The organism is Kosakonia oryzae, from assembly GCF_001658025.2.
Taxonomy (GTDB): domain Bacteria; phylum Pseudomonadota; class Gammaproteobacteria; order Enterobacterales; family Enterobacteriaceae; genus Kosakonia; species Kosakonia oryzae.
In genome coordinates this window covers 3,733,512-3,748,861 of the sequence record NZ_CP014007.2, presented here as the reverse complement: position 1 = coordinate 3,748,861, position 15,350 = coordinate 3,733,512, and the positions used below count along the sequence as shown (strand labels likewise).

Here is a 15,350-nt window from a genome sequence, read left to right as displayed (position 1 = left end):
ACAAAATTAACAATAAAGAATAAAAATGATTTAAATCAATACGTAAAAGCTTGGAAAAGATTATGAAAATCGTTAAATTGTCTCAGATCAAATTGGCTAAAAAGCGGTAGGATCGGCATAAATTGATCGGTGTCGAAAAACGTAAAATTAACTCAATAAAAACCTATTTATCGTAAGGGTTTTCCGAGTTAATATGTTCGCGAGATCAATTCGAAATTTTTATTAACCTGGTTGTAACTTTTTTCATTCATTACCACATTTATGTGGCAGTGAATAAAAGCAGTGCAACAAATTTGTATTGGGGCATGCGTGTGAACCCACGCTAACGGGGTTTACTCTCGGAGTCTTCATGCGATGAGCAAGGAGTCAGAATGTTAGATATAGTCGAACTGTCGCGCTTACAGTTTGCCTTGACTGCGATGTACCACTTTCTGTTTGTGCCACTGACGCTCGGTATGGCGTTCCTGCTGGCAATTATGGAAACGGTCTATGTCCTCTCCGGCAAACAGATTTATAAAGATATGACCAAGTTCTGGGGCAAGTTGTTTGGTATCAACTTTGCTCTGGGTGTGGCAACAGGCCTGACGATGGAGTTTCAGTTCGGGACTAACTGGTCATACTATTCCCACTACGTCGGGGATATCTTCGGTGCGCCGCTGGCAATCGAAGGGTTGATGGCCTTCTTCCTCGAATCCACATTTGTTGGTTTGTTCTTCTTCGGTTGGGATCGTCTCGGTAAAGTGCAGCACATGGCAGTCACCTGGTTAGTTGCGCTGGGTTCTAACTTGTCGGCATTGTGGATCCTTGTTGCTAACGGCTGGATGCAGAACCCCGTCGCCTCTGATTTCAACTTCGAAACCATGCGCATGGAGATGGTGAGCTTTGCTGAATTGGTGCTGAACCCGGTTGCTCAGGTGAAATTCGTTCACACCGTCGCTTCTGGTTATACCTGCGGTGCCATCTTTATCCTCGGCATCAGCTCTTATTACCTGCTGCGTGGTCGCGACATCGCTTTTGCTAAACGCTCCTTTGCTATCGCTGCCAGCTTCGGCATGGCTGCAGTGCTGTCTGTTATTGTGCTGGGTGATGAATCCGGTTACGAAATGGGCGACGTGCAGAAAACCAAACTGGCTGCCATTGAAGCTGAATGGGAAACGCAACCGGCTCCGGCGGCATTTACCCTGTTTGGCGTGCCGGACCAGGATAAACAAGAGAACAAATTCGCTATCCAGATCCCTTTTGCGCTGGGCATTATCGCAACCCGTTCGGTGGATACCCCGGTTATCGGCCTGAAAGATCTGATGGTGCAGCATGAAGAGCGTATCCGTAACGGTATGAAAGCGTACCAGTTGCTGGAGCAGCTCCGCTCTGGTTCTGCCGATCAGTCCGTTCGCGATCAGTTCAACAACGTCAAGAAAGACCTCGGTTATGGCCTGTTGCTTAAACGCTACACGCCGAATGTGACCGATGCGACTGAAGCGCAAATCCAGCAGGCGACAAAAGACTCTATCCCACGCGTTGCGCCGCTGTACTTCGCGTTCCGTATCATGGTGGCGTGCGGTGTTCTGATGCTGTTGATTATTGCTGCGTCCTTCTGGACGGTGATTCGTAACCGTATTGGCGAGAAGAAATGGCTGTTGCGCGCGGCGCTGTATGGTATTCCGCTGCCGTGGATCGCCATTGAATCCGGCTGGTTTGTTGCCGAGTACGGACGTCAGCCGTGGGCGATTGGTGAGGTGTTGCCGACCGCAGTGGCTAACTCGTCGTTAACCGTTGGCGATCTGCTGTTCTCTATGATTCTGATTTGCGGCCTTTATACGCTGTTTATGGTGGCGGAAGTGTTCCTGATGTTCAAATTTGCTCGCCTTGGGCCGAGCAGCCTGAAAACAGGTCGCTATCACTATGAGCAGTCCACTGTGGCTTCTCAGCCGGCACGCTAAGACAGGAGTCGTCAAATGATCGATTATGAAGTATTACGTTTTATCTGGTGGCTGCTGGTTGGCATTCTGCTGATCGGTTTTGCTGTCACCGATGGCTTCGACATGGGTGTGGGCATGCTGACCCGCGTGCTGGGGCGTAGCGATACTGAGCGCCGCGTAATGATTAACGCCATTGCGCCGCACTGGGACGGTAACCAGGTTTGGCTGATCACCGCTGGCGGCGCGCTGTTTGCTGCCTGGCCGATGGTTTACGCTGCCGCGTTCTCCGGCTTTTATGTCGCGATGATCCTCGTGCTGGCTTCTCTTTTCTTCCGTCCGGTGGGTTTCGACTACCGCTCGAAGATTGAAAACAATCGCTGGCGCGGGATGTGGGACTGGGGCATTTTCATCGGTAGCTTCGTACCGCCGCTGGTGATTGGCGTGGCGTTTGGCAACCTGTTGCAGGGCGTGCCATTCCACCTCGACAACGATATGCGTCTGTTCTACACCGGAAACTTCTTCCAGCTGCTGAATCCGTTTGGTCTGCTGGCGGGTGTCGTTAGCGTGGCGATGATCCTGACGCAAGGCGCAACCTATCTGCAAATGCGTACCGTGGGCGAACTGCATCTGCGTGCCCGTGCTACTGTGCAGATCGCCGCACTGGTGACATTGGTCTGTTTCGTACTGGCCGGTGTGTGGGTGGTTTACGGCATTGATGGCTATGTAGTGACCTCAGCGATGGATCATCACGCCCCGTCTAATCCACTGCTTAAAGACGTTGCGGTACAGGCTGGTGCCTGGCTGACTAACTTTAACAACACGCCTGTGTTGTGGGTTATCCCGGCGCTGGGCGTAGTCCTGCCGCTGTTGACCGTACTGACCGCGCGTCTGGATAAAGCGGCCTGGGCGTTTGTGTTCTCTTCGCTGACCCTGGCTTGCATCATTCTGACCGCCGGTATCGCGATGTTCCCATTCATCATGCCGTCAAGCACTATGCTGAAAGCCAGCCTGACCATGTGGGATGCAACATCGACCCAACTGACGCTGAATCTGATGACCTATGTTGCGCTGGTGTTTGTGCCAATCGTTCTGCTCTACACCATCTGGTGTTACTGGAAAATGTTCGGCCGTATCACCAAAGAACATATTGAAAGCAATACCCACTCTATGTACTAAGTAAGGAGCTGAATATGTGGTATTTCGCATGGATTTTAGGAACGCTTCTTGCCTGTGCATTTGGAGTGATTACCGCTCTGGCGCTGGAACATGTTGAAGCGTCGAAAGCCGGACAAGAAGAACAGTAATGGAAAAAGTTATCGCAAAATTATATGCGGTAATGGATAAGGGCCCGTTAAGGGCCCTTTCCTTAATAATGGCGCTTTTGCTGGCTGGCTGCATTTTCTGGGATCCGTCCCGTTTTGCTGCGAAAACCAGCGAGCTGGAGATCTGGCACGGATTGCTGCTGATGTGGGCAGTCTGTGCCGGGGTTATCCACGGCGTCGGTTTCCGTCCGCGCGCCATTCACTGGCAGGGTTTTTTCTGCCCGCTTATCGCTGATGTCGTTCTGCTGGTCGGACTTATTTTTTTCTTCTTTTGAATAAGAAATATCCGCTATCCTCATGGGCTTGCAAAAGCCCATAAATTTTTACTATCCGTTTACCTGAACCCATTCCAAAGCACCTTTCCCGCGCGTATAGTAGCGAAGTTTAAAAGCTCTAACTTTTTTTGCATTACCGGGATGTAAAGTGAATACAACGCTGTTTCGATGGCCGGTTCGTGTCTATTACGAAGATACCGACGCCGGTGGTGTGGTTTACCACGCCAGCTACGTAGCTTTTTATGAAAGAGCCCGTACAGAGATGCTGCGCCATCATCACTTTAGCCAACAAGTTCTGCTGGCTGAGCGCGTCGCGTTCGTGGTACGCAAAATGACGCTGGAGTATTTTGCGCCCGCCAGACTCGACGACATGCTCGAAGTCCAAACGGAAATTACATCAATGCGTGGTACCTCCATGGTTTTCACGCAACGGATTGTCAACGCAGAGAACAAAGTGCTGAATGAAGCTGAGGTGCTGATTGTCTGTGTTGATCCACTCTTAATGAAGCCTCGTGCGCTTCCCAAGTCTATTGTCGCGGAGTTTAAGCAGTGACTGACATGAACATCCTTGATTTGTTCCTGAAGGCTAGCCTTCTGGTCAAACTTATCATGTTGATTTTGATTGGTTTTTCAATCGCATCCTGGGCAATCATCATCCAGAGAACGCGCATCCTTAACGCAGCAGGGCGCGAAGCGGAAGCATTCGAAGACAAGTTCTGGTCCGGCATTGAACTGTCACGTTTGTATCAGGAAAGTCAGGGGCGCCGCGATAATCTGAGCGGTTCGGAACAAATCTTCTACAGCGGGTTCAAAGAGTTTGCCCGTCTGCATCGCGCGAACAGTCACGCGCCAGAAGCGATTGTCGAAGGGGCATCCAGGGCGATGCGCATTTCGATGAATCGCGAGCTGGAAAATCTGGAAAACCACATTCCTTTCCTTGGCACCGTGGGTTCCATCAGCCCGTATATCGGTCTGTTCGGTACGGTGTGGGGGATCATGCACGCCTTTATCGCGCTGGGCGCAGTGAAGCAGGCCACACTGCAAATGGTTGCACCGGGGATCGCAGAAGCGCTGATCGCTACTGCAATCGGTCTGTTTGCCGCAATCCCGGCGGTGATGGCCTATAACCGCCTGAACCAGCGCGTGAACAAACTGGAACTGAATTACGACAACTTTATGGAAGAGTTCACGGCTATTCTGCATCGCCAGGCATTCGCCAGCAGCGACAGCAACAAGGAGTAATCCATGGCCAGAACGCGTGGGCGGGGCAGTCGTGGCCTCAAGTCTGAAATCAACATTGTACCGTTGCTGGACGTGTTGCTGGTGCTGCTGCTGATCTTTATGGCAACAGCGCCGATCATCACGCAGAGCGTAGAGGTCGATCTGCCGGATGCGACGGAATCGCAGACCGTCAGCACCAATGACGATCCTCCGGTCATTATTGAGGTTTCCGGTGTCGGACAATACAGCGTGGTGGTGGAAAAAGATCGTATGGATCAGCTACCGCCAGAGCAGGTGATTGCCGAGGCGCAGCGTCGCCTGCAATCCAATCCGAAAACCGTGTTCTTAATCGGCGGGGCGAAAGACGTGCCGTACGATGAAATCATTAAAGCGCTGAACCTGTTACATAGCGCGGGTGTGAAATCGGTTGGCTTGATGACGCAGCCTATCTGATCACTCGCCTGACAGGCGGACAGTTTTTGGGAACCGAGAGTGTCAAAGGCAACCGTACAAAACGACAAGCTTAAGCGAGCGATAATCATCTCAGCCGTGCTGCACGTAATTCTGGTGGCGCTGCTGATTTGGAGTTCGTTCGACGAGCATATTGATGCGTCTGCGGGCGGCGGCGGTGGCTCGGCGATCGATGCGGTGATGGTCGATCCCGGCGCTGTAGTGGACAATTACAATCGTCAACAGCAGCAGCAAGCCAGCGCGCAACGAGCCAAAGAGCAGCGCGAAAAACAGGCGCAACAGCAGGCGGAAGAGCTGCGTGAAAAGCAGGCTGCCGAGCAGGAGCGTTTGAAACAGCTAGAGCAGGAGCGTTTGCAGGCGCAGGAAGCCGCGCGCGAACAGGCCGAACAGCAGAAGCAAGCGGAAGAGGCGGCGAAAAAAGCGCAGCAGCAACAGAAGCAAGCTGAAGAAGCCGCAGCAAAAGCAGCCGCTGATGCAAAAGCTAAAGCAGACGCCCAGGCAAAAGAAGCAGCAGAAGCAGCGAAGAAAGCCGCTGCCGATGCGCAGAAAAAAGCGGAAGCTGAAGCCGCAAAAGCCGCTGCCGACGCACAGAAAAAAGCGGAAGCTGAAGCCGCAAAAGCCGCCGCCGACGCGAAGAAAAAAGCCGAAGCAGAAGCTGCGAAGAAAGCTCAGGCAGACGCTGAGAAGAAAGCACAGGCCGAAGCGGCTAAACAAGCCGCCGCGGAGAAAGCAGCAGCAGAGAAAGCCGCTGCGGCTGAGAAGGCTGCTGCTGCGAAAGCTGCTGCCGCTGAAAAAGTTGCAGAAGAGAAGAAAGCTGCCGCCGCAGAGAAGGCTGCCGCCGATAAGAAAGCGGCAGCTGAAAAAGCGGCCGCTGCCAAGAAAGCCGCCGCTGAAAAAGCCGCTGCCGCCGCTGGCGTTGACGATCTGTTTGGCGATTTAAGCTCTGGTAAGAATGCGCCGAAAACAGGTGGCGGGGCGAAAGGTAGTAATGCAGCCGCAGCCGGTTCTGGTAACACTAAGAACAACGGCGCATCGGGTGCTGACATCAGTAACTATGCCGGGCAGATTAAATCGGCGATTGAAAGCCGCTTTTATGATGCCTCCTCCTATGCGGGGAAAACCTGTACGTTACGTGTCAAACTGGCGCCGGATGGCATGCTGTTAGATATTCAGTCCGAAGGTGGCGACCCGGCGCTTTGTCAGGCGGCTCTTGCAGCTGCAAGACAGGCGAAAATGCCGAAGCCGCCAAGTCAGGCTGTGTATGAAGTGTTCAAAAATGCGCCGCTGGACTTTAAACCAGGACCTTAACCATAAGGTACACTTTCCTTCGCACCGCGCGGGGGGAATCGTACTGGTTGTTCCGACGCGGGTAGTTTTGTCTTATTGAGTTTGTTAAAATTCTGCTAAATTATCGCGGGTTTTCCACCCGGATAAGGGAGATATGATGAAGCAGGCATTACGTGTTGCATTTGGTTTTCTGATGCTGTGGGCAGCGGTGCTGCACGCAGAAGTACGTATCGAGATCACCCAGGGGGTGGACTCGGCACGCCCGATTGGCGTTGTGCCTTTCCAGTGGGCAGGCCCAGGTGCCGCGCCTGAAGATGCTGGCGGTATCGTTGCTGCGGATCTGCGCAACAGCGGCAAATTCAATCCCCTCGATCGTTCCCGCCTGCCGCAGCAACCTGGTAGCGCACAGGAAGTTCAGCCAGCCGCATGGTCTGCGTTGGGCATTGATGCGGTGGTTGTTGGTCAGGTAACCCCGAATCCTGACGGCAGCTATAACGTCGCTTACCAGCTGGTGGATACCGGCGGCGCGCCGGGTACCGTGCTGGCGCAGAACTCCTTTAAAGTGAACAAACAGTGGCTGCGTTATGCTGCTCATGCCGCCAGTGATGAAGTATTTGAAAAACTGACCGGTATCAAAGGTGCGTTCCGTACCCGTATTGCTTACGTAGTGCAGACGGCGAACAGTCAGTTCCCGTACGAGTTGCGCGTTTCAGACTATGACGGCTACAACCAGTTCCTGGTACACAAATCGCCGCAGCCGCTGATGTCTCCGGCCTGGTCCCCGGACGGGTCCAAACTGGCTTACGTGACGTTTGAAAGTGGTCGTTCTGCTCTGGTTATCCAGACGCTGGCGAATGCAAGCATCCGCCAGGTTGCTTCTTTCCCGCGCCACAACGGTGCGCCGGCCTTCTCACCGGACGGTTCTAAACTGGCGTTCGCGCTGTCTAAAACCGGTAGCCTGAACATTTATGTCATGGATATCGGTTCCGGCCAGATTCGTCAGGTTACTGATGGCCGCAGCAACAACACCGAACCGACCTGGTTCCCGGACAGTCAGACGCTGGCCTTTACGTCTGACCAGGCGGGTCGTCCGCAGGTGTATAAAGTAGGTATCAATGGCGGCGCAGCGCAGCGTATCTCCTGGCAGGGTTCACAAAACCAGGATGCTGACGTGAGCAGCGACGGCAAATTTATGGTGATGGTAAGCTCTGACGGTGGTCAGCAGCACATTGCTAAACAAGATCTGGCAGCGGGTGGCGTACAGGTTCTGACGTCAACGTTCCTGGATGAAACGCCAAGTCTGGCACCTAACGGCACAATGGTAATCTACAGCTCTTCTCAGGGGATGGGATCCGTGCTGAATCTGGTTTCTACAGATGGGCGTTTCAAAGCGCGTCTTCCGGCGACTGATGGTCAGGTTAAATTCCCTGCCTGGTCTCCGTATCTGTAATAATAAATATTTATAAAGGAATCAAAGAAATGCAACTGAACAAAGTGCTGAAAGGCCTGATGCTGGCTCTGCCTGTTATGGCGATTGCTGCGTGTTCTTCTCACAAGAACAACACCAGCGACCAGAGCGGCGAAGGCATGATGGGTGCTGGCACTGGCATGAACGGTAGTGGCAACATGTCCTCCGAAGAACAAGCGCGTCTGCAAATGCAACAGCTGCAGCAGAACAACATTGTTTACTTCGATCTGGACAAATATGACATCCGTTCTGACTTCGCAGCGATGCTGGATGCTCACGCTAACTTCCTGCGTAGCAACCCGTCCTACAAAGTCACCGTAGAAGGTCACGCGGACGAACGTGGTACTCCGGAGTACAACATCTCCCTGGGTGAACGTCGTGCTAACGCCGTTAAAATGTACCTGCAGGGTAAAGGCGTTTCCGCAGACCAGATCTCCATCGTTTCTTACGGTAAAGAGAAACCTGCAGTACTGGGCCATGACGAAGCGGCTTACGCTAAAAACCGTCGTGCCGTACTGGTTTACTAAGAGAATTGCATGAGCAGTAACTTCAGACATCATTTGTTGAGTCTGTCGTTACTGGTTGGCATAGCGGCCCCATGGGCCGCTAATGCTCAGGCGCCAATCAGTAGTGTCGGCTCAGGCTCGGTCGAAGACCGTGTCACTCAACTTGAGCGTATTTCTAATGCTCATAGCCAGCTTTTGACTCAACTCCAGCAACAACTCTCCGATAATCAGGCCGATATTGATACTCTTCGTGGACAAATCCAGGAAAATCAGTATCAGCTCAATCAGGTGGTTGAACGCCAACAGCAAATTTTGCAGCAGATAGGCAATTTGAGCAGTGGCACAGCGGGACAGACGCAGCAAGCTTCCGGCGATCAGAACGGTGCGGCGGCGCAAGCGCCAGCAGCGGATACGGGCGCAAATAACGGTGCGGCAACATCTGGTGCTCCTGTTCAAAGCGGCGATGCGAATACGGATTACAATGCGGCGATTGCGCTGGTACAGGATAAATCCCGTCAGGATGACGCGATCGTTGCTTTCCAGAATTTTGTCAAAAAGTACCCAGATTCAACCTACCTGCCGAATGCCAACTACTGGCTTGGTCAGTTGAATTACAACAAGGGTAAAAAAGACGATGCTGCTTATTACTTTGCCTCTGTGGTGAAGAATTACCCGAAGTCGCCTAAAGCGCCTGATGCCATGTTCAAGGTCGGCGTGATTATGCAGGACAAAGGTGACAGTGCTAAAGCGAAAGCGGTTTACCAGCAGGTGGTCAGTAAATACCCTGGTACCGAAGGTGCGAAACAAGCGCAAAAACGCCTTGGTTCTATGTAATGCATAGCGCATGACCAGAAATCGCGTTTTTTCTGGTCTTGTCGCATGAATCATAAGCAGTTAAGTCATTCTGGTTGAAATTGTTGTTGCGCTGAAATCTTAAATCAGTAATATATGCCGCCGTTGCCACGGGATATGTCTTAAGCCAGAAGCAACATGAAAGTGGGTCGTTAGCTCAGTTGGTAGAGCAGTTGACTTTTAATCAATTGGTCGCAGGTTCGAATCCTGCACGACCCACCAATTTAACATCGGGGTGGAGATGTTAAGCGTGAAGGATAACGTTGCATAGCAACGGCCCGACAGGGCAAGGCAAAGCCGAGTCATCCTGCACGACCCATCACTTAAAGCAGTATCCAGCAAGTAGTATCGGGTGATTAGCTCAGCTGGGAGAGCACCTCCCTTACAAGGAGGGGGTCGGCGGTTCGATCCCGTCATCACCCACCACTCGGGTCGTTAGCTCAGTTGGTAGAGCAGTTGACTTTTAATCAATTGGTCGCAGGTTCGAATCCTGCACGACCCACCAATTTAACATCAATCAAATGGTGTTAAACGTGGAGGATAAGGTTGCGGCAGCAGCGACGCCACAGGGCGAGGCAAAAGCTAAATTATCCTGCACAATCCGCCACTTAATGTGGTTCCTGATAAAATTATCTTCGAAGTCACTACCCTTATGGGTCGTTAGCTCAGTTGGTAGAGCAGTTGACTTTTAATCAATTGGTCGCAGGTTCGAATCCTGCACGACCCACCATTTTCAAAGTGGGCGATTACTTCGAAGAGCAATCCCGTAAGGGGTCGTTAGCTCAGTTGGTAGAGCAGTTGACTTTTAATCAATTGGTCGCAGGTTCGAATCCTGCACGACCCACCAATGTAAAAAAGCGCCCTAAAGGCGCTTTTTTGCTTTCTGCCGATCCTGAAGATTCGACAGAATTGTCGGGAACAATTTTGAACAACGCGCAGCGTTGGCCCGAAGGGCGAGTCTCAGGATGAGACGAGTATACCTGCGGCAGGTTCGAGTCGAACGTAGTGAGACAACGGAGCCGCTTGCGGCGACGGCCCGAAGGGCGAGCGAAGCGAGTCATCCTGCACGACCCACCAATGTAAAAATGGCGCTGGCGGCGCTTTTTTGCTTTCTGCCGATCCATTTACCATCCGTAAATCCCGCGATGCCCATCTGTTGATCTGCTAAGCGTAGCGCTAGCAGGAGCTGCTGTCGGAAGGGGATCTGCCATTCCTTCAAAATTCCTCACGACATTTTTTACGCAATCGGCTATCTTGTTTAGTATATAAAACATCTCCGCCGTATTACCCGCTTCCCGGCGGCTAACCCGGTTATTAAGTTCAGCAAGAAAAACGAGTAAGCATGATGAGCGTAATGTTTGATCCTGAAACCGCAATCTATCCTTTTCCGCCAAAACCCCTGCCGCTGAATCAGCAAGACAAGCAATTTTACCGCGAGAAAATCAAACGCTTGCTGAAAGAGCGGGATGCAGTGATGGTCGCGCACTACTATACCGACCCGGAGATCCAACAACTGGCAGAAGAGACCGGCGGCTGCATTGCGGATTCACTGGAGATGGCACGTTTTGGTGCCAGACATCCAGCCTCCACGCTGCTGGTTGCGGGCGTTCGTTTTATGGGCGAGACGGCCAAGATTCTCAGCCCGGAAAAAACTATTCTGATGCCAACGCTGCACGCCGAATGTTCACTCGATCTGGGCTGCCCGATTGAGGAGTTTACCGCTTTCTGCGACGCTCACCCGGATCGTACCGTTGTGGTCTACGCGAATACCTCGGCAGCAGTAAAAGCGCGCGCCGACTGGGTTGTAACATCCAGTATTGCCGTGGAGTTGATTGAACACCTCGATAGCCTCGGCGAGAAAATTATCTGGGCGCCGGACAAACATCTGGGAAGTTACGTGCAGAAACAGACCGGTGCAGATGTGCTGTGCTGGCAGGGCGCCTGTATTGTTCATGATGAATTTAAAACCCAGGCGCTGATGCGCATGAAAGCGCTCTACCCGCAAGCTGCGATTCTGGTGCATCCGGAATCGCCGCAATCGGTCGTGCAACTGGCGGATGCCGTGGGGTCTACCAGTCAATTGATTGCCGCGGCGAAAACGCTGCCACATCAACAGCTTATTGTCGCCACTGACCGGGGGATCTTTTATAAGATGCAGCAAGCCGTACCGGAAAAAGAGCTGTTAGAAGCACCGACGGCGGGCGAAGGCGCGACTTGCCGTAGCTGCGCGCACTGTCCATGGATGGCGATGAATGGCCTGAAAGCGATTGCTGAAGGGCTGGAGCACGGCGGTGCTGAGCATGAGATCCATGTTGATGCGGCATTACGCGAAGGCGCGTTGGTATCACTGAACCGCATGCTGGATTTTGCAGCTACACTACGACCGTAATACTTTTTAACGCGTAACAATAACGCTCAGGGGAAAGAATGGATTTTTTTAGTACACAGAACATCCTGGTGCACATACCGCTGGGTGCCGGTGGGTACGATCTCTCATGGATTGAAGCCACAGGCACGCTGGCGGGTTTACTGTGTATCTGGCTGGCGAGCCTGGAGAAAATCAGTAATTACGCGTTTGGTCTGATAAACGTCACGCTGTTCGCCATTATCTTTTTCCAGATCCAGCTCTACGCCAGTCTGTTACTCCAGCTCTTTTTCTTTGCTGCCAATATTTACGGCTGGTACGCCTGGTCACGCCAGACATCGCAAAACGAGGCCGAGTTGCAAATTCGCTGGCTGCCATTGCCGAAAGCGCTGGCGTGGCTGGCTGTGTGCGTGGTCGCGATTGGCCTGATGACCGCGTTTATTGATCCTGTCTTTGCGTTTCTGACGACAATAGCTGTCTCAGTAATGCAAACGCTGGGGCTGAATGTGACGATGCCGCAGCTGCAACCCGATGCTTTCCCGTTCTGGGATTCTTCCATGATGGTATTGTCGATTGTGGCGATGATCCTGATGACCCGCAAATACGTTGAAAATTGGCTGCTTTGGGTGATTATCAACGTCATTAGCGTGGTGATTTTCGCTTTACAAGGCGTGTGGGCGATGTCGCTTGAATATCTGATCCTGACATTTATTGCGCTTAATGGCAGCCGGATGTGGATGAACAGCGCGCGTGAGCGGGGTTCTCACGCGTTTTCACATTAATGGTGATGGTCAGGCTGTGATTCCCCCAGCGTGCAGTCTGGCCCTTTACAGAGCTGATACTCCATCTGCACGGTGGAATGCTCAATCTGGTAATGGTGGGTAAGGAAATGCTGGATCTCAGCGAGTAGCTTATCGTGATCCCGCGGTGGAATAACCTGCACATGCAATGTCATGAGAGGTTTTTCACCGACCAGCCAGACATGGACATGATGTACGTCGCGCACTTCCGGAATGGCGCGGCGCAAATGGCGTTTCAGTGCACCAATGTCGAATGTTGACGGTGCACCTTCCAGCAGTTCATTGACGCTTTCTTTCAATAAGCGCCAGGCGCTGCGCAACACCAGCGCGGAAACCAGCACGGAAAGTATCGGATCGACTGGCGTCCATCCGGTCAGCATAATCACCAGCGCGGCGGCGATTGCCCCAACGGAACCGAGCAGATCCCCCAGTACATGCAGCGCTGCAGCACGCACGTTGAGGTTCTTCTCTTCGCTACCGCGATGCAGCAACCAGAACGCGAGTAGATTTGCCAGCAGACCGGCAATAGCGATCACCATCATGGTTAACCCGGCCACCGGCTGCGGATGGTAAAAACGCTGAAGGGCTTCCCAGATAATCCACACGGTAATCAGCACCAGCGCCAGCGCATTCACAAAGGCGGCCAGCGTCGTCAGCCGCAGCCAGCCAAACGTGCGATGCGCGCTGGGCGGCTGGCGAGCAAACCAGACAGCTAATAGCGCGAAGAGCAGGGCAGCGGCATCGGTAAGCATGTGACCGGCATCAGCCAGCAGTGCCAGCGAGCCGGAAATAATCCCACCAGCCACCTCCACCAACATAAAAACGGCGGTGACAATAAATGCCAGCAACAAACGCCGGGCGTTGGCATCGGCGGGGGCGTGTGAATGTGAGTGCGCCATGAATGGCTCCTTCCTTTTAACCAGGCTTAACGCCTTACATCATTACAGATTTTTAACCGCTGAGAAGAAAAAAATAAGGAGAGCCGAAGCTCTCCTCATGTGTCATGGCGTCACTCTTTACTGGGTTGTGCCATCGGTTTTGGTATTGGCGTCATTATTAGTGCCATTACCGGTTTCGACTTTTTTGTTTACGTCCGGGCAACGCCCGTCCTTACACATGGTGTTTTTGTGCACTTCATCTTTGCTCATATGCTGCGATGAGTGAGTCTGGTTTGTACCAGTAGCAGAATTTGTGCTGCCGCTGTTAATTTTGCTGTTATCAACCCCTTTTGGCGCAAGGTTCTGCTGCGCATCCGGGGCTGTCTGACCCGCCGCTGCCGAGGAGTTGGCCTGGCCGTTATTGGTCGAGGCGTCAGATGCCGAATCGGCGGCCCATGCTGCGCCGCCTGCAAGGGTCAGTGTCGAGGTCAGTAAAAGCGTCGCTAATTTATTCATTTTCATCATAAAGCTCCTGTTCTGGTCGTTTTTATCACCGGCAAAGGTGATAAAAGCAGAGCGAACGAGTTATCACGCTCAGTGGTGAAAGATGCCGCTTTAATGATTAACGGCAGAATGTAATATTGCTAAAATTCAATTTAACGGTGTTTACAGTTAAAAAGTGTAGCCTCAATCTAACAGCCTGCGACTTTTGCATGGCTTTTTGCGCCATTCCAGGAATTATCCGTCCGAAGTGTAAAAGGGCGTTTACACTTCGGGCCTGACAAGATAGATTGGAAAGATTGCATTCATTACAAAAAGTATGGCCACACTGGAAAGATCATGAATTATCAGAACGACGATTTACGTATTAAAGAGATCAACGAGTTATTACCTCCTGTAGCGCTCCTTGAAAAATTCCCCGCCACTGAAACTGCCGCCCAGACAGTATCCAGCGCCCGCAAAGCGATCCACAATATTCTGCGCGGCAACGACGATCGTCTGCTGGTGGTGATTGGCCCGTGTTCCATTCATGATCCTGCGGCGGCGAAAGAGTATGCTTCGCGCCTGCTGGCATTGCGTGAAGAGCTCAGCGGCGAGCTGGAAGTAGTAATGCGCGTCTATTTTGAAAAACCGCGTACTACCGTGGGCTGGAAAGGGCTGATCAACGATCCGCATATGGATAACAGCTTCCAGATCAACGACGGCCTGCGCATCGCCCGCAAGTTACTGCTGGAAATCAATGACAGCGGCCTGCCGGCTGCGGGTGAATTCCTCGATATGATTACGCCGCAATATCTGGCGGATCTGATGAGCTGGGGGGCAATTGGCGCCCGTACTACGGAATCGCAGGTACACCGCGAGCTGGCTTCAGGTCTCTCCTGTCCGGTTGGATTCAAAAACGGCACCGACGGCACCATCAAAGTGGCAATCGATGCCATTAACGCTGCCAGCGCGCCGCACTGCTTCCTGTCCGTCACCAAATGGGGCCATTCTGCCATTGTGAATACCGCCGGTAATGGTGATTGCCACATTATTCTGCGCGGCGGTAAAGAGCCGAACTACAGCGCAAAACATGTGGCAGAAGTGAAATCAGGTCTGACCAAAGCAGGTCTTGAGCAGCAGGTGATGATCGATTTCAGCCATGCGAACTCCAGCAAGCAGTTCAAAAGGCAAATGGACGTTGGCAGCGATGTCTGCCAGCAGATCGCCAACGGTGAAAAAGCGATTATCGGCGTGATGATTGAAAGCCACCTGGTGGAAGGTAATCAGAGCCTGGAGAGCGGCGAACCGCTGGTCTACGGTAAGAGCATCACCGATGCGTGCATCGGCTGGGAAGATACGGACACCATCCTGCGTCAGTTAGCGGCAGCGGTAAAAGCACGTCGCGCCTGATTCGGCTGGCTTTCCCCGCTAACCCCGGCCGCTTACTTTAGTTAGCCGCCGGGAATTAGCCGCATCGTCGCCTTTCTGCAATGCGAATTATTT

16 protein-coding genes, 5 tRNA genes and 1 other RNA gene are annotated in these 15,350 nt (G+C 52.5%); 20 read left to right on the top strand and 2 right to left on the bottom strand.

Annotated elements, in window-relative coordinates:
• Positions 1 to 371: 371 nt before the first annotated feature.
• The 19 genes from cydA (at position 372) to pnuC (ending at position 12,468) form a co-directional block, all read left to right on the top strand.
• Entirely contained in the window at positions 372 to 1,940 is a 1,569-nt protein-coding gene (gene cydA, locus AWR26_RS17805; protein ID WP_064567802.1) for a cytochrome ubiquinol oxidase subunit I, read from the top strand.
• Positions 1,941 to 1,955: 15 nt separating this feature from the next.
• Positions 1,956 to 3,095 carry a cytochrome d ubiquinol oxidase subunit II gene (gene cydB, locus AWR26_RS17800; protein WP_064567800.1) on the top strand — a complete coding sequence of 380 codons (1,140 nt, stop codon included), beginning with the start codon at positions 1,956 to 1,958 and terminating at the stop codon, positions 3,093 to 3,095.
• A 14-nt stretch (positions 3,096 to 3,109) separates the two neighbouring features.
• A complete protein-coding gene (gene cydX / locus AWR26_RS17795; RefSeq protein WP_007373915.1) occupies positions 3,110 to 3,223 on the top strand; it encodes a cytochrome bd-I oxidase subunit CydX in 114 nt (37 codons plus the stop codon).
• Entirely contained in the window at positions 3,223 to 3,516 is a 294-nt protein-coding gene (ybgE, locus tag AWR26_RS17790) for a cyd operon protein YbgE (protein WP_043954224.1), read from the top strand. Before cydX ends, ybgE begins: the two co-directional genes overlap by 1 nt.
• Before the next feature lie 148 nt (positions 3,517 to 3,664).
• Complete coding sequence (ybgC, locus tag AWR26_RS17785) at positions 3,665 to 4,069, top strand: tol-pal system-associated acyl-CoA thioesterase (protein ID WP_064567798.1); 405 nt, start codon at positions 3,665 to 3,667, stop codon at positions 4,067 to 4,069.
• Positions 4,066 to 4,758 carry a Tol-Pal system protein TolQ gene (gene tolQ, locus AWR26_RS17780; protein WP_088237114.1) on the top strand — a complete coding sequence of 231 codons (693 nt, stop codon included), beginning with the start codon at positions 4,066 to 4,068 and terminating at the stop codon, positions 4,756 to 4,758. Before ybgC ends, tolQ begins: the two co-directional genes overlap by 4 nt.
• 3 nt (positions 4,759 to 4,761) lie before the next feature.
• Complete coding sequence (tolR, locus tag AWR26_RS17775) at positions 4,762 to 5,190, top strand: colicin uptake protein TolR (RefSeq protein WP_007373919.1); 429 nt, start codon at positions 4,762 to 4,764, stop codon at positions 5,188 to 5,190.
• A gap of 39 nt (positions 5,191 to 5,229) precedes the next feature.
• Positions 5,230 to 6,516, top strand: coding sequence for a cell envelope integrity protein TolA (tolA, locus tag AWR26_RS17770; RefSeq protein WP_064567796.1), 1,287 nt, complete (start codon positions 5,230 to 5,232; stop codon positions 6,514 to 6,516).
• A 136-nt stretch (positions 6,517 to 6,652) separates the two neighbouring features.
• Entirely contained in the window at positions 6,653 to 7,945 is a 1,293-nt protein-coding gene (gene tolB, locus AWR26_RS17765; protein ID WP_035885966.1) for a Tol-Pal system beta propeller repeat protein TolB, read from the top strand.
• Between the two features lie 29 nt (positions 7,946 to 7,974).
• The gene (gene pal / locus AWR26_RS17760) at positions 7,975 to 8,490 is read left to right on the top strand and encodes a peptidoglycan-associated lipoprotein Pal (protein ID WP_007373922.1); all 516 of its coding nucleotides are present in this window, start codon (positions 7,975 to 7,977) and stop codon (positions 8,488 to 8,490) included.
• Positions 8,491 to 8,499: 9 nt separating this feature from the next.
• Positions 8,500 to 9,303, top strand: a complete 804-nt coding sequence (gene cpoB / locus AWR26_RS17755; RefSeq protein WP_064567794.1) for a cell division protein CpoB — start codon at positions 8,500 to 8,502, stop codon at positions 9,301 to 9,303.
• Between the two features lie 164 nt (positions 9,304 to 9,467).
• Positions 9,468 to 9,543, top strand: a tRNA-Lys gene (locus AWR26_RS17750).
• A gap of 128 nt (positions 9,544 to 9,671) precedes the next feature.
• Positions 9,672 to 9,747: transfer RNA gene (locus AWR26_RS17745), tRNA-Val, on the top strand.
• A 3-nt stretch (positions 9,748 to 9,750) separates the two neighbouring features.
• Positions 9,751 to 9,826: transfer RNA gene (locus tag AWR26_RS17740), tRNA-Lys, on the top strand.
• A 149-nt stretch (positions 9,827 to 9,975) separates the two neighbouring features.
• Positions 9,976 to 10,051, top strand: a tRNA-Lys gene (locus AWR26_RS17735).
• 41 nt (positions 10,052 to 10,092) lie between these two features.
• A tRNA-Lys gene (locus AWR26_RS17730) sits at positions 10,093 to 10,168 on the top strand.
• Between the two features lie 94 nt (positions 10,169 to 10,262).
• A non-coding RNA gene (locus AWR26_RS17725) (RtT sRNA) lies at positions 10,263 to 10,398 on the top strand.
• Between the two features lie 268 nt (positions 10,399 to 10,666).
• Positions 10,667 to 11,710 carry a quinolinate synthase NadA gene (nadA, locus tag AWR26_RS17720; RefSeq protein ID WP_064569052.1) on the top strand — a complete coding sequence of 348 codons (1,044 nt, stop codon included), beginning with the start codon at positions 10,667 to 10,669 and terminating at the stop codon, positions 11,708 to 11,710.
• 38 nt (positions 11,711 to 11,748) lie between these two features.
• Positions 11,749 to 12,468 (top strand): nicotinamide riboside transporter PnuC, encoded by a 720-nt coding sequence (gene pnuC / locus AWR26_RS17715; RefSeq protein ID WP_064567792.1) that lies wholly within the window; start codon positions 11,749 to 11,751, stop codon positions 12,466 to 12,468.
• On the opposite strand, the gene zitB is transcribed toward pnuC, so the two are convergent.
• Positions 12,465 to 13,385, bottom strand: a complete 921-nt coding sequence (zitB, locus tag AWR26_RS17710; RefSeq protein WP_064567790.1) for a CDF family zinc transporter ZitB — start codon at positions 13,383 to 13,385, stop codon at positions 12,465 to 12,467. The two genes, pnuC and zitB, sit on opposite strands and share 4 nt — an antisense overlap.
• A 117-nt stretch (positions 13,386 to 13,502) precedes the next feature.
• Entirely contained in the window at positions 13,503 to 13,886 is a 384-nt protein-coding gene (locus tag AWR26_RS17705; RefSeq protein ID WP_064567788.1) for a YbgS-like family protein, read from the bottom strand.
• A 318-nt stretch (positions 13,887 to 14,204) separates the two neighbouring features.
• On the opposite strand from AWR26_RS17705, the gene aroG reads away from it, so the two are divergent.
• A complete protein-coding gene (aroG, locus tag AWR26_RS17700; RefSeq protein WP_064567786.1) occupies positions 14,205 to 15,257 on the top strand; it encodes a 3-deoxy-7-phosphoheptulonate synthase AroG in 1,053 nt (350 codons plus the stop codon).
• The last annotated feature ends 93 nt before the right edge of the window (positions 15,258 to 15,350 follow it).

Excerpts from the sequence above, each read along its gene's own strand:
- cydA (WP_064567802.1), top strand. The coding sequence starts at position 372 with ATGTTAGATATAGTCGAACTGTCGCGCTTACAGTTTGCCTTGACTGCG.
- cydB (WP_064567800.1), top strand. The coding sequence starts at position 1,956 with ATGATCGATTATGAAGTATTACGTTTTATCTGGTGGCTGCTGGTTGGC.
- cydX (WP_007373915.1), top strand. The coding sequence starts at position 3,110 with ATGTGGTATTTCGCATGGATTTTAGGAACGCTTCTTGCCTGTGCATTT.
- ybgE (WP_043954224.1), top strand. The coding sequence starts at position 3,223 with ATGGAAAAAGTTATCGCAAAATTATATGCGGTAATGGATAAGGGCCCG.
- tolR (WP_007373919.1), top strand. The coding sequence starts at position 4,762 with ATGGCCAGAACGCGTGGGCGGGGCAGTCGTGGCCTCAAGTCTGAAATC.
- tolB (WP_035885966.1), top strand. The coding sequence starts at position 6,653 with ATGAAGCAGGCATTACGTGTTGCATTTGGTTTTCTGATGCTGTGGGCA.
- pal (WP_007373922.1), top strand. The coding sequence starts at position 7,975 with ATGCAACTGAACAAAGTGCTGAAAGGCCTGATGCTGGCTCTGCCTGTT.
- cpoB (WP_064567794.1), top strand. The coding sequence starts at position 8,500 with ATGAGCAGTAACTTCAGACATCATTTGTTGAGTCTGTCGTTACTGGTT.
- nadA (WP_064569052.1), top strand. The coding sequence starts at position 10,667 with ATGAGCGTAATGTTTGATCCTGAAACCGCAATCTATCCTTTTCCGCCA.
- pnuC (WP_064567792.1), top strand. The coding sequence starts at position 11,749 with ATGGATTTTTTTAGTACACAGAACATCCTGGTGCACATACCGCTGGGT.
- zitB (WP_064567790.1), bottom strand. The coding sequence starts at position 13,385 with ATGGCGCACTCACATTCACACGCCCCCGCCGATGCCAACGCCCGGCGT.
- AWR26_RS17705 (WP_064567788.1), bottom strand. The coding sequence starts at position 13,886 with ATGAAAATGAATAAATTAGCGACGCTTTTACTGACCTCGACACTGACC.
- aroG (WP_064567786.1), top strand. The coding sequence starts at position 14,205 with ATGAATTATCAGAACGACGATTTACGTATTAAAGAGATCAACGAGTTA.